This is a genomic window from Alcaligenes pakistanensis, assembly GCF_014652815.1.
GTDB classification, from domain to species: domain Bacteria; phylum Pseudomonadota; class Gammaproteobacteria; order Burkholderiales; family Burkholderiaceae_B; genus Alcaligenes; species Alcaligenes pakistanensis.
Map to the genome: position 1 here is coordinate 187166 of NZ_BMZN01000001.1, position 21642 is coordinate 208807.

Consider the following 21642-nt stretch of genomic DNA (forward strand, 5'->3'; position numbering starts at 1 on the left):
TTGGTTCCCGTTAGTGTGTTCTCAATAAGGTAGCCATTCTGCCAAAGACGGCGGCAGCATGGCCTTAATCGACTGCACCGCGCGGATCGCAGGCTCGGCCAGCTTGGCCTGCTCCCACCACGGTTCTTTAGGTAAATCGGTATGCCCGGCCAAGATCACCAGAATCAGTACCAGCAGCACACCGCGAGCCAAACCAAACAAACCGCCCAGGCCGTGATCGGCAGGCGTCAAACCCGTTTGCTCTATGAGACTCGCCAGCAGCATATTCAATAAGCCCACCAGCAACAAGACCATAAAAAAAACGGCTCCGTAGGCCAAAGCCGTACGTAATAAGCCGTTTTCTATCCAGACTTGTATCCAGCCTGATGTGCGTGGCCCCCACCAGATTGCGGCCATGAAAGCCAACAAATAGGCGCTGAGCGAAAGAACTTCCTTGATCAATCCGCGTATCAGGCCCAGCAGGCCTGACACACCCACAATTCCAAGGACGATATAGTCGAAGCTGCTCACTTAGCCGAGATAAAACTGTTCTCGTAACCGAGTGAGCGCAAGCGGGCCTGGGCTGCCTGAGCCGCTTCACGGGTAGGGAACGGTCCCACGCGCAAACGATAGGTTGGCTTGCCACCGCTTTGTGCCGTTTCTATATAGGCGTTGGTCACACCGGCCGATACCAGCTGATCACGACGCGACTGGGCATCGTTCTGGTTGGAATAGGCGACGATCTGCAAAATGAAGTTGCCTTGCTGCACAGCAGGCTTGCTGGCAGCAGGGGCGGGTTTGTCTGGGGTACGACCTTCCAGCAAAGCCAAGGCATAGGAACCATCATCCGTGCGATTACCCTGTGCCGGTGGAGTAGGCTTTGGTTTCTCAACAGGCTTGGGCTTTTCTACCGGTTTGGCAGGTTCTGGGCGTGCTGGCACGGGAGTCGGCGTGCTGACTGGAGGAGGTGTCGTTGTGGTGACATGGGCCGGATCAGTTTCCAGACCGGGATTGAGTACGGCCACACTGCCATCTGTACTGGAGGGGTCGGTGACAAGCGGCTCATCGGGCTGCTCGATCGCCGGAGTGGACGTGTTTTCCTGCACGATCAACTCACCGGGGCGAGGCTGCTGCACTGTCCCCTGCCCTGTCGTTTGACCAATAGGCCCCAAAGCCAGGGATTGCTCCGGCTCGGGTGGCGTTTTATCAGCGGTCAGCATAGGAACCAGCACCACAACCGCCAGAACCAGGGCGAGCGCGCCGATCAGACGGCGTCGAGCCCGTCCACGCAGTTCCGATAATTGTGAATCGCTGGAAGAACTCGAGCGGCGACCCGACGATGAGGAAGTATCGTTACGTGAAAATAAACCCATGAGCCCTAGACCTATGAAATAAGCAGTCTTACCGATATTCAGGAAGATGAACGACTGTTTGCGGCTTCAAGAATCGGCCCTACCGTCGCAAACGAGCCAAACACGACAATTCTATCATTGTCACTGGCCTCTTTTAGTGCCGCCTCGTAAGCGAGCTGAGGACTGTTGTAACTGGATACGACGGCTGACGCTTTACTGACCGAAGCGCGAGCCGCAGGCCGAACTCCGGGGCGATGAGCACTGGATTCCGCTTCCGGTGCCAGTACATCATCAGGCGCCTCTCCTTGGGCTAGCACAGTACGAACATGCGCCGCCAAATCGTCACCCGACAAACTGCGAGGCCCCTCCAGGCTGGCACACATCCAATGGTCAATACGTGTTGCCATACGGGCGATCACCCCGTCCACATCTTTATCCTTGTACATTCCCACCACCGCAATGGTTTTGGGATAAGCCGGCATATTATCCAGGTTCTGCGCCAGAGCCGCAGCAGCATGGGGATTATGGGCGACATCGAAAATGATGCATGGCAAACCGGGCTGAATCTGAAAACGACCCGGCGTCTGCGCACGCAACAATCCTGCGCGCACAGCTTGTGCTGGCACGGCCAGTCGGGGATGCAAAGATTCAAGGGCCGCTAACGCCGCAGAGGCATTCAGTAATTGGTTAGCGCCTCGCAAGGCTGGATACGCCAAAGCGGCACGTCGCTGATTGCGTCCACCGTAAGCCCATTGCTGACGGTCGCCCGAATAGTTGAAATCTTTACCAAACAGCCACAACTGGGCACCAACTTCCTCGGCATAGTCCAGCATGGTCTGGGGTGGAATCGGGTCGGCACAAATTGCAGGACGATCCTTGCGGAAAATATGGGCCTTTTCCCAGGCCACCTGCTCCCGGGTATTGCCCAGGTACTCAGCATGATCGATATCGATGCTGGTAATGACTGAGCAATCCGCATCAATGATATTGACGGCGTCCAACCGTCCACCCAGGCCCACTTCCAGCACGGCCACATCAACGCGTTGCTCCTGAAACAGCAACAGGGCCGCCAACGTGGAGAACTCGAAGTATGTAAGCGTCAGCTCGCCTCGAGCGGCATCGATGCGGGCAAACTGCGCCGTGATCTGCGCATCATCAGCCATTTCGCCATTCAGACGAATACGTTCGTTGTAGCGCACCAGATGCGGCGAGGCATACACGCCCACCTTATAGGCCGCCGCCAGCAAAATCGCTTCCAGCATGGCGCAGGTCGAGCCTTTGCCATTGGTGCCACCTACCGTAATGACTACCGAATCCAGCTTCAAGTTCAGACGTTCGGCAACCTCGCGAATCCGCCCCAGTCCCAAATCAATGGCCGAAGGATGCAAGGTTTCCAAATAGGACAGCCACTCGCTCAACGAGGAGTCGGCTTTCAGAACAGGATTAGTCATTGACAACACCAATTACAAAAAAAAACGGCAGGCGCTGATGATAGCACCTGCCGTGGTCCAGCACGCCTTAACAACTAGGCTGACACTGGTATTACTTGCGACGTGCGGGCGGTAAATCCGTGCAGGTCCCTTCAACGATGGCGGCCGCTTTACTGACCGACTCGCACAAGGTGGGGTGCGGGTGGATGGATTTAGCCAAATCAACGGGATCTACACCCATTTCAATTGCCAAGACCAGCTCACCAATCAGTTCGCCTGCGTTGGTGCCGACGATACCACCACCCACGATACGGTGAGTTTCAGCATCAAACAGAACCTTGGTGAAGCCTTCGTCGCGGTTGTTCGCAATTGCGCGACCGGATGCAGCCCAGGGGAATACGCCCTTCTCGACCTTGATGCCATCTTTCTTGGCCTGATCTTCTGTCAGACCCACCCAGGCAATTTCCGGATCGGTGTAGGCCACCGAAGGAATCACTCGAGCGTCAAAGAAAGATTTTTCACCGGCGATGACTTCAGCGGCCACATGCGCTTCATGCTCGGCCTTATGCGCCAGCATGGGCTGACCCACGATGTCGCCAATCGCGTAGATGTGCGGCACGTTGGTACGTTGCTGTTGATCGACCTGGATAAAACCACGGTCCGTCACCTGCACACCGGCTTTCTCGGCACCGACCTTCTTGCCATTGGGCGAGCGGCCCACGGCTTGCAGAACCAGATCGTAACGCTGTGGCTCAGCCGGAGCGTTCTTGCCTTCAAACGTAACCCAGATGCCATCTTCACGTGCCTCAGCAGCCACCGTGCTGGTTTCCAGCATCATGTGATCGAAGCGGTGCTTGTTCATCTTCTCCCACACCTTGACCACGTCGCGGTCTGCACCCGGCATCAAGCCGGTTTGCATTTCCACCACGTCCAGGCGTGCGCCCAGAGCCGAGTACACCGTACCCATTTCCAGACCGATGATGCCACCACCCACAATCAGCATGCGCTTGGGCACAGACTTCAGTTCCAGAGCACCCGTGGAATCCACAACACGTGGATCATCAGGCAGGAACGGCAGTTTTACCGACTGGCTGCCGGCCGCAATAATGGCCGAACCGAACTTGATCACTTTCTTGGTGCCGTCATTGGCGGTCACTTCGATGTGATTGGGGTCCAGGAACTGGCCGTTACCGACTACTACCTGTACCTTGCGGCCCTTGGCCATACCGGCCAGACCACCGGTCAGCTTGCCGATCACCTTGTTCTTGTAGTCACGCAGCGCATCGATATCGATTTGCGCTTCGCCGAACTTGATGCCGTGCGTTGCCAGGGATTTGGCTTCCTCGTAGACCGCCACAGTATGCAGCAGAGCCTTGGAAGGAATACAACCCACGTTCAGACACACACCACCCAAGGTGCTGTAACGCTCGACCAGAGCCACTTTCAGGCCCAGATCAGCCGCACGGAAGGCTGCGTTGTAGCCGCCGGGGCCTGCGCCCAGCACGACCACATCCACGGAATCATCCGAGCCGCCCTGATGGCTGGCAGCCTGGGGAGCCGGTGCGGCCGCAGCAGCCGGGGCTGCAGCGGCCGCGGGAACAGCCGCTTTAGGCGTGTCCTGTTTGGCAGCGGCGGCCGGAGCCGCTTGGCCCTCAGCCACTTCGATTTTGGCAATAGCCGAACCCTGGGAGACTTTGTCGCCCACTTTGACCAGCAGCTCCTTGATCACCCCTGCCTGTGCGGCAGGGATTTCCATGGAGGCCTTGTCGGATTCGACCGTAATCAGGCTTTGCTCGACCTCGACCGTGTCGCCTACTTGCACGAGCACTTCGATAACATCGACCTCGCCGGAGTCACCGATATCGGGGACTGTCAGATCAATCAGACTCATGGCAACTCCTTACAGTGCGATGCGGCGGAAATCAGCCAGCATCGTTGCCAAGAAGGCATTGAAACGGGCCGCCGAAGCACCGTCAATGACGCGGTGATCGTAGGACAAGGACAGTGGCAGCATCAAGCGAGGCTCGAATTCCTTACCATTCCAGACAGGCTGCATGGAGGAACGCGACAGACCCAGAATGGCCACTTCTGGCGCATTGATAATGGGTGTGAAGTCCGTACCGCCAATACCGCCCAGCGAGGAAATGGTGAAGCAACCGCCTTGCATTTGCGCAGCGCTCAGCTTGCCATCACGAGCAGCAGCAGCCAGTTCGCCTGTTTCGCGGGCGATATCCAGCAGGCCTTTCTTGTCGGCATCACGGATAACAGGAACCACCAGGCCATTAGGCGTATCAGCCGCAAAGCCGATGTGGTAGTACTGTTTCAGCACCAGATTGTCGCCGTCCAGCGAGGCATTGAACTCGGGGAATTTCTTCAGGGCAGCAACGGCCGCCTTGATGACGAAAGCCAGCATGGTGACGCGAGCACCGGATTTCTTGAATTCCTCGTTCAGCTCTTTGCGCAGGGCTTCCAAAGAGGTGATGTCCGCCACATCGTTGTTGGTGACATGAGGGATCATGACCCAGTTGCGATGCAGGTTGGCACCCGAGATTTTCTTGATACGCGACAAAGCACGTGTCTCGACCTCACCAAACTTGGCAAAGTCGACTTTAGGCCATGCCAGAACGTCCAGACCACCGACTTGAGCAGCGGTACCGGCAGCCGTTACCGGCGCCGCACCACCTGCCATGGCTTGCTTCACAAAGCCGCGCACGTCATCAACCGTAATACGGCCTTTATTGCCCGAACCGTGAACCTTACCCAGGTCCACACCCAATTCGCGCGCGAACTTACGCACGCTAGGCGAGGCATGAGGCAGGTTGCGCAAGGTAGCGTCAGCCTGAGCAAACGCAGCCGTAGGCGACACACGCTCAGGAGCAGGTGCACCAGCTCCGACCACGACCGAGGACGAAGCAACGGCTGGCGCTGCGGCGGCCGGAGCCTCCACAGGCGCGGCTGCGGCTTCAGCTTGTTTGGCAGGCGCGGCAGCCGGAGCGGAACCTTGTACGGTTACCTCCAGAATGTCGCTACCTTGGCTAACCTTGTCACCCAGCTTTACTTTGACGGCTGTCACCACACCAGCGTGTGAGGACGGCACTTCCATGGACGCTTTGTCTGATTCCACGGTGATCAGGCTTTGGTCCACCTCAATGGTGTCACCGACCTGAACCATGATTTCGATCACGTCCACATCGCGGGCGTCGCCGATATCAGGCACTTGCACCGTCACCTGCTGCTCAGCACCCGCTGGGGCGGCAGCAGCAGCTGCCGGAGCCGCTTCTTTGGCGGGTTCGGCTTGAGGAGCGGGAGCTGCTTCGGCCTTGGCAGGCTCGGCAGCAGGCGCAGCCTGTGCGCCCTCTGCGGCTTCCAGTTCCAGAACCAGACTGCCTTCCTTGACCTTATCGCCCAGCTTGACCTTGATGGACTTGACCACACCAGCGGCAGACGATGGGATTTCCATGGAAGCCTTGTCGGATTCCACTGTAATCAGGCTCTGTTCGACCTCAATGGTCTCGCCTTCCTTAACCAGAATTTCGATCACTTCGACAGCGTCGTCAGCACCGATATCCGGGATTTTGACTTGAATGATATTGCTCATGGTTCAGTCCCTTATGCGTGGTGCGGGTTAGCCTTGGAAGGATTGATGCCATATTTGGCAATCGCTTCGGACGCTTTGCTAAATGGAATCTTGCCCTCTTCAGCCAGCGCACGCAGAGCAGCCAACACCACAAAGTGACGATCAACCTCAAAGTGCTCACGCAGCTTGAAGCGGAAGTCGGAACGGCCGAAACCATCAGTACCCAGCACTTTGTAGGTGCGATCCTTAGGCACGAACGGACGGATCTGATCGCCGTAGGCCTTGATGTAGTCGGTAGAGACCACGATAGGACCGTCGGTTTTCTGCAGCTGAGTGGTCACGTACGGTACGGGCAGATCCTTGCCTTCCGGGTTCAACAAAGCAGCACGTTCGCAATCCAGACCATCACGACGCAATTCGGTAAAGCTGGTGACGCTCCAGACATCAGAGCCAATGCCCCAGTCTTTTTCCAGCAAATCTTGTGCAGCGATGACTTCGCGCAAAATCGTGCCCGAGCCCATCAGCTGAACGCGCAGCTTGCTGTCTTTGGCCACGGACTTGAATTTGTACATACCGCGCAAAATGCCGTCTTCGTCGCCATCGACCAAGCCTGGCTGAGCGTAGTTCTCGTTCATCAGGGTGACGTAGTAGTACACGTCTTCCTGGTCTTGAACCATGCGCTTCAAACCGTGCTGCATGATGACAGCCACTTCGTGCGAGAAAGTGGGGTCGTAGGATACGCAGTTAGGAATCAGCGAGGACTGAATATGGCTGTGACCATCTTCGTGCTGCAGACCTTCACCGTTCAGAGTGGTACGACCAGCGGTGCCGCCCAGTACGAAACCACGCGCCTTCATGTCACCCGCTGCCCAGGCCAAGTCGCCAAAGCGCTGGAAGCCGAACATGGAGTAGTAAATGAAGAACGGGATCATGATGCGGTTGCTGTTGGAGTACGACGTCGCCGCCGCAATCCAGGAGCTGAATGCACCCTGTTCGTTAATACCTTCCTGCAACAACTGACCGTTGGCCGTTTCGCGGTAGTACATGACCTGGTCTTTATCAACCGGGGTGTACTTCTGGCCTTCAGGTGCGTAAATACCGATCTGACGGAACAGACCTTCCATACCAAACGTACGGGATTCGTCAGCCAGGATAGGTACAGCACGAGGGCCTACTTGCTTGTCGCGCAGCAAGGTGTTGAAGAAACGCACAAACGCTTGGGTCGTGGAAATCTCACGGCCTTCGGCAGTCGCTTCCAGCATGGGCTTGAACGCGTCCAGTGTAGGTACGGTCAGCTGTTCGTCGGCCTTGTTGCGGCGCTTAGGCAGGTAACCACCCAAGGCTTGGCGACGGGCATGCAAGTACTGCATTTCTGGCGAATCGTCGGCAGGCTTAAAGTACGGCAGCTCTTCCAATTTGTCGTCAGGAACCGGGATATTGAAACGGTCGCGGAATTCGCGCACGGCGTCCAGATCCAGGCTCTTTTGCTGGTGCGAAGGGTTCTTGGCTTGGCCAACGTGACCCATGCCGTAACCTTTGATGGTTTTGGCCAGGATGACGGTAGGCTGACCTTCGTGCTTGCTGGCCGAATCAAAGGCTGCAAACACTTTGTGTGGATCATGACCACCACGGTTCAAGCGCCAGATATCTTCGTCGCTCATGCGGCTGACCATTTCCAGCAGCTTGGGGTGCTTGCCAAAGAAGTGTTCACGAACGTAGGCACCGTCGTTGGCTTTGTAGGCCTGGTACTCGCCGTCCACGGTATCTTCCATGACTTTGCGCAAAATGCCTTCTTTATCGCGAGCCAACAAGGGATCCCAATAACCACCCCAAATCAGCTTGAGCACGTTCCAGCCAGCGCCACGGAAGGTGCCTTCCAGTTCCTGGATGATCTTGCCGTTACCGCGCACAGGACCGTCCAGACGCTGCAAGTTACAGTTCACGATGAAAATCAGGTTGTCCAGTTTTTCACGTGCAGCCAGACCAATGGCGCCCAAGGATTCGGGTTCGTCCATCTCGCCGTCGCCCAGAAACACCCAAACTTTACGGCCGCTGGTATCAGCAATGCCACGGGCATGCAGGTACTTCAGGAAACGAGCCTGGTAAATCGCCATCAGTGGGCCCAAGCCCATGGAGACGGTGGGGAACTGCCAGAATTCGGGCATCAACTTAGGATGCGGGTAGGACGGCAAGCCTTTGCCATCAACTTCCTGACGGAAGTTATTCAGCTGATCTTCGGAGATACGGCCTTCCATGAAGGCGCGGGCGTAGATACCGGGCGATGAGTGGCCCTGGAAAAACACCATATCGCCGCCGCGATCTTCGGTCTCGGCGTGCCAGAAGTGGTTTTGACCGCAGCCAATCATGGTGGCCAGCGAGGCAAACGAGGCAATGTGACCGCCCAGACCACCACCATCGGGCGGGGTTTCGCGGTTAGCGCGCACGACCATGGCCATGGCGTTCCAGCGAATGTAGGAACGGATACGCTCTTCAAGAACCAGATTACCGGGATGGGCAGGTTCCAGGCCGGGAGGAATTGTGTTCTCATAAGCCGTGTTGGGCGAGAACGGGATGTGGGCACCGGAACGGCGGGCCAGATCGATCAGCTTCTCGATCAGATCATGGGCGCGGGCCGGGCCTTCGCGATCCACCACCGCTTCCAGGGCGTCAAGCCACTCTTTTGTTTCTAGGGCTTGGTCTTGACTGACCTGAGCCGAACTATTGTCTTGGGTTGAGGACATATAGTGTCTCCATATATGTGGTAGTAGTCCGGTCTTGCTCGACGCTGAGCCGCCCATCTAATAAGAAGTAAAGCGATCCTGACCGAAGCGGGTTTTGCGGACTGTGAGCGTTCAAGGCGGGGTACGCCTGCACCGAACCATTCTAGGAAAGAACGCTCAAACGCTCAAGCGAAATTTCATTTTATGGTATGTGTTTTCATAATACGAAATATCACTAAAAAAAATAGCGCTACATTACAATCCAGCCATACTCCTATTCGTGCAGTCATGGCCACTCATTCTAAAAAGTCTCTCATCCCTTCAACCTTCTATGATCAGGCCAAACAGAATCGCCGCGGATTCTATTGGTTGACACCGGTTGTTGTGCTGTTTCTCTACCTCTGTGTCATGGGGGTGTTCCTGTGGCTGCAACGCCTGCAAAACGATAGCGTCATGTTTGTGACCATCGACCAGGAAACACGTCAGCAACGCCTGATGATGGTGATCCTGGCCCTGTCTCTGGTGATTGTGGTCAGCTTGTTGGCGCTCTGGCGCTACACCCGTTTTCGCACCCATGCCGAAGCCGCCCAGACAGCCGAGACCGGTTTTAGGCGTGCCATGGAAAACTCCATGTCCACCGGGATGCGCGTTTTTGATATGCAGGGGCGCATTGCGTATGTGAACCCGGCTTTCTGTAGGATGATCGGCTGGAACGAGGCCGATCTGGTTGGACGCACCGCCCCCTTCCCTTACTGGTTACCGGGCCGTCATCAACAGCATCAGGAAACCCTGGACCTTTTGCTCTCGGGCCGCACCCCCAGCAGTGGCTTGGAAGTAGAAGCCCAACGTCGTGACGGTTCGCGCTTTACCGCCCGTATGTATGTCTCGCCGCTGCGCGCCCCCAACGGCGAACAAATCGGCTGGATGACTTCCATGACGGACATCACCGAGCCTAAACGTATTCGCGAAGCCTTGACCGCCGCACACGAGCGTTTCATGACGGTGCTGGAAGGTCTGGACGATGCGATCTCTGTAGTGGCCGATACCTCGGACGGTCTGGAGCTGCTGTTTGCCAACCGCACCTATCGTCGCTTCTTTGGTGCCCAGTCCAACGGCCACGCCGAATTGCTGGGTGGCCGCCTGGGACGCTTCACCGATGAAACCGTGGAGATTTACTCTGAGTCCGCTGCCCGCTGGTTTGAAGTCCACCATCGCATGCTGGCCTGGACAGACGGACGCCGCGTACGTCTGCAAGTGGCGCGCGACATTACGGACCGCCGCAAACATGAAGAGGCCTCGCGAATCCAGCAGGAAAAAGTGCAGTTGACCAGCCGCCTGACCACGATGGGTGAAATGGCCTCGTCCCTGGCGCACGAATTGAACCAACCCCTGACGGCCATCAATAACTACAGCATGGGGGCCGTGGCTATGCTCAAGTCCGGCCGCTATCAGCCCGAAACCTTGTTGGCCGCACTAGAAAAAGCCGCGCAGCAAGCCGAGCGTGCCGGCAAGATCATCAGCCGCATTCGCGAGTTCGTAAAGCGTAGCGAACCCCGCCGCACCCGTGCCAAAGTGATGCGTATTGTGGAAAACGCCGTCAGCTTTGCTGAAATCGACGCCCGCAAGCGCCAAATCGAGATCGAATTAAGCATTCCTGATCCCGTTCCTGACGTCATTGCCGACCCCATTCTCATAGAACAGGTATTATTGAATCTGCTCAAAAATGGGATCGAAGCCATGGAACACAGTGAACATCACGTGCTCCACCTGGTGATCAGCCAACAAGAATCGCTTTTAGAGATGGCCGTGATCGATCGTGGTCATGGCCTGAAAGATCCCGAGCGCCTCTTTGAACCGTTTTACAGTACCAAGTCCGAAGGCCTGGGGATGGGCCTGAATATCTGTCGCACAATTATTGAATCGCATCACGGCCGCCTGTGGGCAGTCGGCAATCCAGAGGGTGGAACGATTTTCCGTTTCAGTCTACCTTGTGCGGCACCCGATGTAGCGGACACCCTTGATAACAAACTGGAGATACCCGAATGACCAGCCCGCAAATGCCATGCACCATTTACGTAGTCGATGACGACGAAGCCGTACGGGACTCCTTGCGCTGGCTATTGGAAGCCAACGGCTACCGGGTCCGCTGCTTTGCATCGGGCGAAGAGTTTTTAGGCGCTTATGACCCCGCACAAGTGGCCGTCCTGATTGTGGACGTGCGTATGCCCGGCATGAGCGGCCTGGAGCTTCAAGAAGCCTTGATTGCCCGCAAATCGTCTATCCCGATTGTGTTCATTACCGGCCACGGCGACGTGCCTATGGCCGTGAGCACCATGAAAAAAGGGGCCATCGATTTTCTGGAAAAACCGTTTAACGAAGCCGATCTGCGCACCATTGTGGGTCGCATGATCGAACAAGCCACGACTCGCGCCTCGCAGGCGCAGGTACAAAAAGATCAACAAGAAGTCCTGGGTCGCCTGACCGCCCGTGAGCAGCAAGTGCTGGAGCGCATTGTTGCCGGCCGTCTGAACAAGCAGATTGCTGGGGACTTGAATATCAGCATTAAAACTGTCGAAGCGCACCGCGCCAATATCATGGAAAAACTGGAAGTTACTACGGTTGCCGACCTCATGAAAATCGCCCTCACCAAGTCCGAGGATGCGTAAATGAGTGCTCGCATTATTGATGGAAAAAAGCTGTCCGCTCAAATCAAGGAAGACGTCGCACAACGCGTCCAGGCCTTGCAACAAAAACACGGTATCCAGGCCGGTCTGACCGTGGTGCTGGTCGGTGAAGATCCGGCCTCCCAGGTGTATGTACGCAACAAGGGCCTGGCCTGCGAAGCCGCCGGCCTGAAGTCCGAAATCATCCGCCTGCCCGCGGACACCACCGAAACCAAATTGCTGGCCCTGATTACCCGCCTGAATCAGGACAGCTCGGTACACGGCATTCTGGTGCAATTGCCCCTGCCCGCCCATCTGGACGAGCACAAGGTCATTGAAACCATTGCCCCGCACAAAGACGTGGACGGTTTTCACGTCAGCAATGCGGGCATGCTGATGACTGGCAAGCCTTTGTTTGCACCGTGCACGCCTTACGGTGTCATGAAGATGCTGGAATCCGAAAACGTGACGCTACGCGGTGCCGAAGCCGTGATCGTCGGTGCCAGCAATATCGTCGGTAAACCCATGGCCATGCTCTTGCTGGCTGCGGGTGCCACCGTGACCCTGTGCAACTCCAAAACACGCGATCTGGCGGCTCAAACCCGCCGCGCCGACGTGCTGGTGGCGGCCGTTGGCCGTCCCGGCATCATTACTGGCGATATGGTCAAGCCCGGTGCCGTCGTGATCGACGTAGGTATCAACCGTGGCGCAGACGGCAAGCTGTGCGGTGACGTGGATTTTGCCAGCGCCAGCGCCGTAGCCTCGGCCATTACTCCCGTGCCCGGTGGCGTCGGCCCCATGACCATTGCCATGCTGCTGGTCAACACCTTGGAAGCGGCCGAACGCTCGGCCAACATCAGTCTTTAAATTAACTAACGGTTTATGACGACAAATCCCTTACTGGTTCCTATCGACAGCCTGATTGACTATCCCGCCATCCAGCCTGAGCACATTGAGCAGGCGGTGGATCATCTACTGGAGCTGGCCCGCCAAGCCGTAGACACAGTCTCCAACGACGATAGCGAACCCAGTTGGGACACCATCGTCGAGCCCATCACCGATGCCACCGAAACCTTGTATCGTGCTTGGTCGGTGGCCGGTCACCTGAACTCGGTCATCAATACGCCCGAGCTGCGCACGGTCTACAACCAGTGCTTGCCGCGCATGAGCGAGTTCTCGACCTGGGTGGGCTTGAACCGGCCTTTATTCCAGCGTTATCAGGCCCTGGCAGACAGCCCTGCGTTCGCCAATCTAAGCCCCCAGCGCCAACGTATCATTACCCTGGCCCTGCGTGATTTCCGCTTGAGCGGCGTGCAACTGGAAGGCCAGGCGCGTGACGACTACGCCCGTATTTCCGACGAACTGGCTCAGACCTCGCAGCAGTTCTCCGAGCACGTTCTGGACGCCATTGACCAATGGCATTACCTGATCACCGATCAGGCCGAGCTGGCCGGCGTCCCCGATGACGTTCTGGCTGCTGCCCAACGTGCTGCACAAGACAATGAGCAAACAGGCTGGCGTCTGACGCTGAAAATGCCCTGCTATTTGCCTGTCATGCAATACGCACGCAATCAGACACTGCGTGAATTGATGTATCGAGCCTACACCACCATTGCGTCCGAGCAAGGTGATGCTCAATTTGATAACTCCCAGGCTATTGAAACTTTGCTGGACCTGCGCGCCCAGGAAGCCAGCCTGCTGGGCTTTGCCAGCTACGCCCATATGCGTCTGGAAACCCGCATGGCTGACACCCCTGAACAGGTGATGAGCTTCTTGCGCGATCTGGCCAACAAGGCCCGCCCCTATGCCCGCCAGGACCTGGACGAACTGCAAGCCTTCGCCCAGAAAGAACTGGGCCTGGAAACATTACAAGCCTGGGACGTGCCCTTTTGCGCCGAGCGCCTGCGCGAACAGCGCTACGCCTATTCGGAAGATGAGGTCAAACAGTACTTCACGGAACCTGCCGTACTAAGCGGCCTGTTCAAAGTAATCCAGCGCCTGTTTGACGTGACGCTGCGTGCAGCCGACATTCCTGCCTGGCATCCCGCTGTGCGTCCTTTTGAGGTAATCGCATCGGATGGCAAAGTGCTGGGCTATCTGTACATGGACCTGCATGCCCGCCAAGGCAAGCAAGGCGGTGCCTGGGTTGATAGCGAGCGTAGCCGCCGCCGTCTGGGCGAAGAGCTGTGCCTGCCGATTGCCTATCTGGTGTGCAACTTCGCTGAACCCCAGCCCGGTCGCCCCGCCCTGCTGACGCATGACGATGTGATCACCCTGTTCCATGAATCCGGCCACGCCTTGCATACCTTGCTCTCGCGTGTGGACGATCCCGCCGCCTCGGCCTTCTCCGCCGTGGAATGGGACGCTATCGAGCTGCCTTCGCAGTTCATGGAAAACTTCTGCTGGGAATGGCCTGTCGTGCAGATGCTGACCGCCCACGTCGAAACTGGCGAACATCTGCCCCGCTCGCTCTACAACAAGCTGAATCTGGCGCGCAACTTCCAAAGCGGCATGCAAATGGTGCGTCAGCTGGAGTTCTCCCTGTTCGACATGTTGATCCACTCGCGCGACAGCGGCATGAGTATCGAGGCTGTCATGGAGATCCTCAGTCAGGTGCGCCAAGAAGTAGCCGTGCTGTTTCCACCCGAGTGGCACCGTTTCCCGCATCAGTTCTCGCACTTGTTTGCGGGCGGCTATGGTGCGGGTTACTACAGCTACAAATGGGCAGAAGTCCTGTCGGCCGATGCCTACTCGGCCTTTGAGGAAAAAGCCTATACCCACTCAGATGGGGCGCGTGATACGCTCGACAGCAATACGGGGCATCGCTTCTGGCGCGAGATTCTGTCCGTAGGGGGCGAGCGCCCTGCTGCCGACTCCTTCCGCGCTTTCCGTGGCCGCGATCCATCCATTACCGCCCTGCTCCGTCATAGCGGGCTTACCCCAGAGCCCGCCTAAACCCAGAGGACGCCTATGACACCCTGCCCAGCCCAGCCCATTCTTGTCTTCTTAAAGCAGTTTGGCCTGACGCTGGCGCTGGGCTTGTTTCTGGCGGGCAGCGTTGCCGCTGCCAATCTGCATCCCGTACGTGGCTTCTTACCTGATCTGCGCTTTTCTCTGCAAGCCGCTGGCCCCAAAACCGTCACCCAGGACGACTTCAAAGACAAAGTCGTCATGATGTTTTTTGGCTATGCCAGTTGCCCGGATATTTGTCCGACCACCCTAGCTCAACTCGGTGCCGTCATGGAAGACCTAGGTCGTGATGCTGAGCAGGTACGCATCATCTTTGTCAGTGTGGACCCACACCGCGACACCCCCGACTCACTGGCCCGCTATGTAGCCGCGTTTGATGGCAAGCATACCGTCGGGCTAACGGGATCGGAAAGACAAATTACGGATCTGGCACGCCGTTACCGGGTGGCCTTTCAAATAGAAAAGCCGGACCCTAATAAGCCTGAAAACTACGAAGTCTCCCACAGTCGTGGTGTGTACATTTTCGATCAGACAGGGAAGGCCCGGTATTTGGCCCCCGATACGGAATCTGTACAGGTTCTGGCCGATGGCGTGCGTAGTCTGCTGCCATAGGGAAGCGCCAAATTCTGGCCTTTTACCTGAGTAGCAGCTTGGCGCACCGTTTTGCAGTGCACCACCCAAGCTTTACCGATGTCAGTTTATTTGTCTCGCAAAGCCGACTGAGCCTGACGTAAGGCGGTACGCAGACCTTCTTCCAGTACTGGATGGTAAAACGGCATAGCCAGCATTTGATCCAGCGTCAGACCCATCTGCAAAGACCAGGCCAGCAAGTGAGCAATGTGCTCAGCCTGCGGCCCCACCATCTCCGCCCCCAGAAAAGTGCCATTCTTATCGGCATACACATGCAGCAAGCCACGGTTCACCAGCATGACGCGAGCGCGCCCTTGATTGCCAAAATTCACGCTTCCCGTCACCGCGCCTTCTGGCAGTGACTTGAAGGGCGTACCGACTACCGCTACCTGCGGGTCGCTGAAGACCACCGCCATACGGGCCCGACGCGCCATAGGTTCGTCCTGTCCATTGCTGACAGCCTGCAGAGCGGCCAAACGACCATCATCAGCCGCCTCATGCAAAATAGGCGCACGCTGATTGACATCCCCCGCCAGATAGATGGATGTGCCCTTAAGCTGCAAGCTGGCCGTGTCATACACCGCGCGTCCTTTGCTATCCCATTGCACCGGCGTATTTTCCAGGCCCATATTGTCCAGCTGGGGGCTGCGACCTGCAGCACCCAGCACGTAGTCGTAATCTTCGACCACTTCCTTGCCATCAATCTGCAAACGCACACGCGCCTTGCCGTCAACCAGCTCACTACCCAGAACGGCCACATCGGCACGCAAGTTCAGTTCCTGAGTGAAAATAGCGCGTCCCGCTTCGCGCACCTCAGGGTCAGACAAACCCGCCAGACTTTGGCTGCGATTGATAATCGCAACGTCCACGCCTAAACGAGCCAGCGCTTGGCCTAACTCCAGACCAATAACACCTGAGCCCACCACCAGCACCCGCTTGGGCAAGTCCGTCCAATTGAATACGTCTTCGTTATTGATCAGGCGATCACCCAAGGCTTCCAGCTCTTTGGGGCGCACAGGCGAGGAACCCGTGGCAATAATCACATGACCTGCAGTAATGCGGGTGTGATCGTCCACTTCCAAGACATGCTCGGACACAAAGCGGGCATGGCCACGCACTTTGTCTTCGGCGTCAAAGCCTTCCACATCATCAAGGACAAACTGCACAAAACGATCTCGCTCACGGCGCACCCGATCCATGACTTCTTTGCCATCAATGCGGATATTGCCATCCACATGCACGCCAAAAGGAGCAGTATGACGCGCGTGATGCGCCGCATCGGCAGCGGCAATCAGTAGCTTGGACGGCATGCAGCCAACCCGTGCGCACATCGTGCCGTAGGGACCCGACTCGATCATCAGCGTTTTTTTTCCAGCCCGTTTGGCCGTACGATACGCTGTCATGCCCGCTGTCCCCGCTCCTATCACGGCCACATCACACTGAATTTCTTTCATATACGCTCCTTGAGTTCGTACTGGGGCAATCAGGGGCCTAATGACCTACCTCACCGCCCGTTCTACAATGTGCAGAATTGACCCTTTCAATCATAACGCAGTCCACTTGCACTGCCCGAGGAAAGCCCATGCTGATTAGTGAAGCGGCCCGCGTAACCGGCCTGACACCCAAGATGATCCGGCACTATGAAGACCTGGGATTATTAAATAGCGAACGGGCCGCCAATGGTTACCGCGTCTATCAAACTCGGGATCTGGATACCTTGCTCTTTATTGTTCGCGCCAAGGACCTGGGTTTCAATCTGGCCGACATTCAGCAACTGACCAGCCTGTGGCGGGATGAACAACGCCCCAGCAGCGAGGTCAAGCAGCTGGCCCAGTCCCATATCAAAACACTGGAAAGCCGCGCCGCCCTGCTGCTGGATATGGCTGCAAAGCTGCGCGTACTGGCCGAGCAATGCCAAGGGGATCACCAGCCGGACTGCCCGATTCTGGATGGTCTGGAGGGCTCTCATTGCTCAGTACATGGTTCACGCAACTAGCACAGCAGCCAGAACGCACAGACGCTTGCACAAAAAAAGCTTCTCAAACCCGTTTAGGGGTCTGAGAAGCAGCAATACATCACCCGCATCAAGATAGGTTAAGAGCCAGCCATCAGATTAGGCAGCCACACCGAAACTTGTGGGAACAAGGTCAAAATAACGAGCACGACCAAGGCGGTAAACAGGAAAGGAGCAATCCCGACCACACCGCGCTCCAAAGAGATACGCGCCAGCAAAGAGGAAATGTTCAGGCACAGACCAGCTGGTGGAGTAATCAAACCAATACACAGGTTCACCACTGCAACTACCGTGAAATGTGTAGGATCAATGCCCAGTTTCATGGCAATGGGATAGAGCACAGGAATCAACATCACCAAGGCCGCGTTGGTTTCCAGGAACATGCCCACAATCAGCAACAGCACATTGACGAACAACAAGAACAACAGGGGGTTGCTGATGTTTTCCAATACAAAGGCGGAAATGGCTTCAGGAATACTGACATACGCCAACAACCAACTAAAGACACGTGCTGCTGCGACGATAATCATGATCACGGCGGTGGTATGGGCCGCACCGACCAAGCTATCGACAAAGATTTTCCACGTGATCTGACGGTAGATCAGCGTACCGACCACCAGGGCGTAAATCACAGCCATGATGGCCGCTTCGGTAATGTTGAAAATGCCGCTGCGAATACCACCCAGAATAAAGACGGGCAGCAACAGCGCGAAGGCAGAATTTTTAAACGTCGTCCAGATTTCGCGGCCCGAGGCTTTGCCTTGAGTCGGGAAATTATTGCGTTTACTGATCCACCAGCTCATCACCAGCATGGACAACATATACAGCACACCTGGCACGACACCTGCCAGGAACAAGGTCGTAATCGATTGTCCCGTCAGCACGGCCACAACGATGAACGGAATGGACGGCGGAATAATGGGGGCCACCACGTTCGCTGCAGCAATCACGCCACCGGCAAAGCCAGGAGGATAGCCAGAGCGAATCATGGCTGGAATCATGATGCGGCCCAGGGCACTGGTGTCGGCCACGGCGGAACCGGAGATCCCGGCAAACATGCCAGAGGCCAATACGCCACTCATGGCCAGGCCGCCTTTAAAGCGACCCAACAAGGCATTGGCAAAATCCAGCAGTCGACTGGTCAGGCCGCCGGAAGTCATCAAGCTACCAGCCAAGACAAAGAAAGGAATGGCCAGCAAGGAAAAACTGTCCAGGCCGCTGAACAATTGCTGGGGAACCGCCATCAGGCTGATGTCACCCAGTGCCACTAAGGCAGCCAGTACGCCCGCCGTGATAGCAAAGCCAATCGGCATACCGATCAGCATGAGGATGAGCGTCAAAAGGGTAATTAAGGTTACGGTGATCATAAAAGGTATTTTCCGTACTTAGGGATGCTCATCGGTACTGCCAGAGGTCCAGTCAGGCTGCGTGCCCAAGCGGATCAACAGCAAAATCACTACGCACAAGCCCATCCCCAGCCACAAAGAGGCATATACCCAGGACATGGGAATATCCATAGCGGCCGACAGCTGAACGGCATTGATTTGCGCAAATTCCCAACCGTAGTAGGTGATGCTGAGTAAGGTAGCCAACATCAACAGGTCGCGAATAACTAAGACGCGCCGTTTGAGCTTTGCTGAAATGTGGTCCAGCAAAATCGTGACCGTGACGTGACCACTACGGCGCAGTACAGCCGCACTGCCCAGCAAGGAAATCCACACCATCAAGAAGCGGGCAACCTCCTCACTCCAGGAGGACATATCTTTCAGGACATAGCGCGAGAAGATTTGCCATGCAATAACCGCACACATTACAAACATCATGGTGCCGATAATCCAATCCAGCGCCTTTTCAATTACAGACGCGGTTTTATCAGCCCAGTTTTCTGTTTTGGTCGGTACGTTGTTAGTTGTCATAACTTTTACCAGTGGGGTCGGAGCATGACGGTAGGCCATGCCCCGATTTTTTCATTATTGAACAGCGCGGATCTTGTCCAGCCAGACCTGCAGCTCGGGGAACTCTGCATCCATAGCTTGGATCTTGGTCCCAAAAGCCTCACGGTCTACCGCGTTAAATGCCATGCCTTTGCCGATCAGGAACTGCTTCATGTTTTCTTCTTCCACGATCATGCGATCCGTGGCTTCTTTCATCACACGCTCGCCCTCTTCCTGCAAAATTTGCCGTGTTTCTTCCGGCAGCTTCTTGAAGTAAGCGTCCGAGTAGATCAAGGTCATGGCGCCAATGGTGTGCTGGGTTTCAGCCACGTTCTTTTGCACTTCAAACAGATTGACGTTCTTGATCACTTCCAGGGGGTTTTCCTGGCCATCGATCATGCCGTGCTGCAAGGAGGTGAACAGTTCAGCCATGCCCATCGGCACCGGGCTGGCGCCCAGTGTGGTCCAGGTGCTGCGGTACATACGCAGTGGCGGAACACGCATTTTCAGGCCGTGCAAATCGTCCGGGTTCTGAATCAGGCGATTCGAAGTCAGGTAACGTGCGCCACGGTAGGCCGCGCCCATCAGCTTGAAGCCGCTTTCCTTGGTGATCTGGTCGTACAGCTCTTGACCCACTGTGCCGTTATACACAGCACGGTAGTGATCCATATCGCGAATCAGGTAAGGGTAAGCTTCAACACCGGCCGATTTGGCGTAACGGTCCAAGGCGCCCACGCTTTGCAGCACGATGTGATTGGTGCCCATGCGCAAGCCCTCGATGGACTGGGGCCAGTCACCGGTCAAGCCGTTGGCATCAATATTAATTTTGATTTTTCCGCCGGAACGCTCTTCTACCGCCGCCTTAAAGCGTTCTGCGGTTTGACCCCAATGATCTTGTGCCGCATAGATATGGGCAAATTTCAGTGTGACAGGTTTGATTTCGGCTTGTGCAACTGCGCTGCTGAACAGACCAACCGTGGCAAAAATGGTAGCGAGTAGAGAAAACTTTTTCATGTCTTCCTCCGTATTAATGTTATGTAAGAAGAGGGATTACGACTGAGCCAATGCACTACCCAGGAAGCTCTGGTCATCCAGGGCCAAGGTCAGCGCGGTCAGTGCAGCCAGGTAGCTGTAATGACGCATGCCCATACAAATACCGGTTGCGGTATGCGTGAAGCTGGACTGAATGCTGCCACCACCCAAACCACGGGCAGCGCCTGCACCGGCAGCAATATTCGAGAAGTGCACTTCCATCACGGGCAGTTCGGTGTCTTCCAATGCATGGCGCACACCCTCACCAATGGTGGTCAAGCCAGCCGGATTGATAAGGTAGCCATCCACCCGGTGCGCAGATTCGTGTATGTATTCCAAAATATCGCCCATGTGGTTGGACGAAAAATTTTCCACCTCTACACCCAGCTGCTCACCAAAATTGCGCACACACTCCTTGAGCTCATCCAAGGACTGGATATTCCCATAGACTTTTTTGCTGCGCTTACCCAGGCTCGACATGTTCGGGCCATCAATCACAGCGATAAGATGTTTGCGGTTTGAAGAGCGGGTGACGGTAAAGTTATGTGCACTCATGCTTGGAAGCCCTCTTGCTAAATTGGATTAGTTAAAACGCAGACCAGCATCCACGTTCAGTGTCTGGCCGGTGATGTACTTGCTGTCATCGGAGGCCAGGAACATGGTTGCGCCAATCATGTCGCTGACATCCCCTTTACGTTTCAGGGTCTGGGCGGCGATGATGGCATCCCATTGCTCTGGACGAATGGTGTCGCGTGGAACTTCGGTCACGATGCCGTGCGGGCTGATTGCATTCACATTGATGCAGTACTCGCCCAGCTCGGTAGCCAGCGCGCGGGTCAAGGCGACAACGGCGCCTTTGGAGGCCACGTAGTGGGCGTAATTCGCACGGCCCGTCACGACAACGCTGGAAGAAATGTTGATGATCTTGCCGCTTTGCTGTTTTTTCATGAAAGGCGACACGGCTTTGACGCAATTGAACACGCCACGGGCATTCACACCCATGACGAAATCCCACTCGTCCGCATCGATTTCTTCAAAGGGCTTCATTTTCAAGGTAGAGAAAACGGCTGCGTTGTTGATCAGCACATCCACTGTGCCAAAGGCCTTCACCGCCTGCGCCACCATCTCGGCCGTACTTTTATCGTCCGAAACGTCTACTTTCACCGCCAGTGCCTTGCCGTTTTCCGCCAGAATCTCTGCTGCAACAGCCTGTGCTTTTTCAATATTCAAATCAGCGATCACAACCGCTGCACCTGCCTTGGCGAATTCGTGTGCGTAGGCACGACCGATACCTTGGCCGGCACCCGTAATCAGCACTGTTTTATTTTCAAATCTCACGAT

18 protein-coding genes are annotated in these 21642 nt (G+C 56.1%); 6 read left to right on the forward strand and 12 right to left on the reverse strand.

Going from position 1 to position 21642, the window contains the following annotated elements; genetic code table 11:
* Positions 1-21: 21 nt before the first annotated feature.
* The 6 genes from IE156_RS00875 to aceE form a co-directional block, all read right to left on the reverse strand.
* Positions 22-510, reverse strand: coding sequence for a CvpA family protein (locus tag IE156_RS00875; RefSeq protein WP_094196828.1), 489 nt, complete (start codon positions 508-510; stop codon positions 22-24).
* Positions 507-1352, reverse strand: a complete 846-nt coding sequence (locus tag IE156_RS00880; protein ID WP_189390615.1) for an SPOR domain-containing protein — start codon at positions 1350-1352, stop codon at positions 507-509. Before IE156_RS00880 ends, IE156_RS00875 begins: the two co-directional genes overlap by 4 nt.
* A 38-nt stretch (positions 1353-1390) precedes the next feature.
* A complete protein-coding gene (folC, locus tag IE156_RS00885; RefSeq protein WP_189390616.1) occupies positions 1391-2782 on the reverse strand; it encodes a bifunctional tetrahydrofolate synthase/dihydrofolate synthase in 1392 nt (463 codons plus the stop codon).
* A 91-nt stretch (positions 2783-2873) separates the two neighbouring features.
* Positions 2874-4652 (reverse strand): dihydrolipoyl dehydrogenase, encoded by a 1779-nt coding sequence (gene lpdA, locus IE156_RS00890; RefSeq protein WP_189390617.1) that lies wholly within the window; start codon positions 4650-4652, stop codon positions 2874-2876.
* 9 nt (positions 4653-4661) lie between these two features.
* On the reverse strand, positions 4662-6359 hold the full coding sequence (aceF, locus tag IE156_RS00895) for a dihydrolipoyllysine-residue acetyltransferase (protein WP_189390618.1): 1698 nt from the start codon (positions 6357-6359) through the stop codon (positions 4662-4664).
* Positions 6360-6370: 11 nt separating this feature from the next.
* Positions 6371-9079 (reverse strand): pyruvate dehydrogenase (acetyl-transferring), homodimeric type, encoded by a 2709-nt coding sequence (gene aceE, locus IE156_RS00900; protein WP_189390619.1) that lies wholly within the window; start codon positions 9077-9079, stop codon positions 6371-6373.
* Between the two features lie 267 nt (positions 9080-9346).
* Between aceE and IE156_RS00905 the strand changes: the two genes are divergently transcribed.
* From IE156_RS00905 to IE156_RS00925, 5 genes are read left to right on the forward strand one after another with little or no spacing between them, the layout of a single operon-like run.
* Complete coding sequence (locus IE156_RS00905) at positions 9347-11104, forward strand: PAS domain-containing sensor histidine kinase (RefSeq protein ID WP_189390620.1); 1758 nt, start codon at positions 9347-9349, stop codon at positions 11102-11104.
* On the forward strand, positions 11101-11724 hold the full coding sequence (locus tag IE156_RS00910; RefSeq protein WP_189390621.1) for a response regulator transcription factor: 624 nt from the start codon (positions 11101-11103) through the stop codon (positions 11722-11724). The genes IE156_RS00905 and IE156_RS00910 overlap by 4 nt, the downstream gene beginning before the upstream one ends.
* A complete protein-coding gene (gene folD / locus IE156_RS00915) occupies positions 11725-12588 on the forward strand; it encodes a bifunctional methylenetetrahydrofolate dehydrogenase/methenyltetrahydrofolate cyclohydrolase FolD (protein ID WP_189390622.1) in 864 nt (287 codons plus the stop codon).
* Positions 12589-12603: 15 nt separating this feature from the next.
* Entirely contained in the window at positions 12604-14676 is a 2073-nt protein-coding gene (locus tag IE156_RS00920; protein ID WP_189390623.1) for a M3 family metallopeptidase, read from the forward strand.
* A gap of 15 nt (positions 14677-14691) precedes the next feature.
* On the forward strand, positions 14692-15303 hold the full coding sequence (locus tag IE156_RS00925; RefSeq protein ID WP_189390624.1) for an SCO family protein: 612 nt from the start codon (positions 14692-14694) through the stop codon (positions 15301-15303).
* Positions 15304-15389: 86 nt separating this feature from the next.
* On the opposite strand, the gene IE156_RS00930 is transcribed toward IE156_RS00925, so the two are convergent.
* Positions 15390-16775, reverse strand: coding sequence for a dihydrolipoyl dehydrogenase (locus IE156_RS00930; protein ID WP_189390625.1), 1386 nt, complete (start codon positions 16773-16775; stop codon positions 15390-15392).
* 128 nt (positions 16776-16903) lie between these two features.
* Here IE156_RS00930 and IE156_RS00935 point away from each other — a divergent pair, with 128 nt between their 5' ends.
* Positions 16904-17317: a MerR family transcriptional regulator gene (locus IE156_RS00935; RefSeq protein ID WP_189390626.1), complete on the forward strand. Its 414-nt coding sequence runs from the start codon at positions 16904-16906 to the stop codon at positions 17315-17317.
* A 98-nt stretch (positions 17318-17415) separates the two neighbouring features.
* Here IE156_RS00935 and IE156_RS00940 read toward each other — a convergent pair whose 3' ends face one another.
* Genes IE156_RS00940 through IE156_RS00960 form a run of 5 tightly spaced genes read right to left on the reverse strand, consistent with a single transcriptional unit; the run spans position 17416 to position 21639 of the window.
* Positions 17416-18702 (reverse strand): TRAP transporter large permease, encoded by a 1287-nt coding sequence (locus IE156_RS00940; RefSeq protein WP_189390627.1) that lies wholly within the window; start codon positions 18700-18702, stop codon positions 17416-17418.
* 18 nt (positions 18703-18720) lie between these two features.
* Complete coding sequence (locus IE156_RS00945) at positions 18721-19251, reverse strand: TRAP transporter small permease (protein ID WP_189390628.1); 531 nt, start codon at positions 19249-19251, stop codon at positions 18721-18723.
* A gap of 54 nt (positions 19252-19305) precedes the next feature.
* Positions 19306-20283 carry a TRAP transporter substrate-binding protein gene (locus IE156_RS00950; RefSeq protein ID WP_189390629.1) on the reverse strand — a complete coding sequence of 326 codons (978 nt, stop codon included), beginning with the start codon at positions 20281-20283 and terminating at the stop codon, positions 19306-19308.
* A gap of 36 nt (positions 20284-20319) precedes the next feature.
* Positions 20320-20856 carry a type II 3-dehydroquinate dehydratase gene (locus tag IE156_RS00955; protein ID WP_189390630.1) on the reverse strand — a complete coding sequence of 179 codons (537 nt, stop codon included), beginning with the start codon at positions 20854-20856 and terminating at the stop codon, positions 20320-20322.
* A 27-nt stretch (positions 20857-20883) separates the two neighbouring features.
* A complete protein-coding gene (locus tag IE156_RS00960) occupies positions 20884-21639 on the reverse strand; it encodes an SDR family NAD(P)-dependent oxidoreductase (RefSeq protein ID WP_189390631.1) in 756 nt (251 codons plus the stop codon).
* Positions 21640-21642 lie beyond the last annotated feature (3 nt).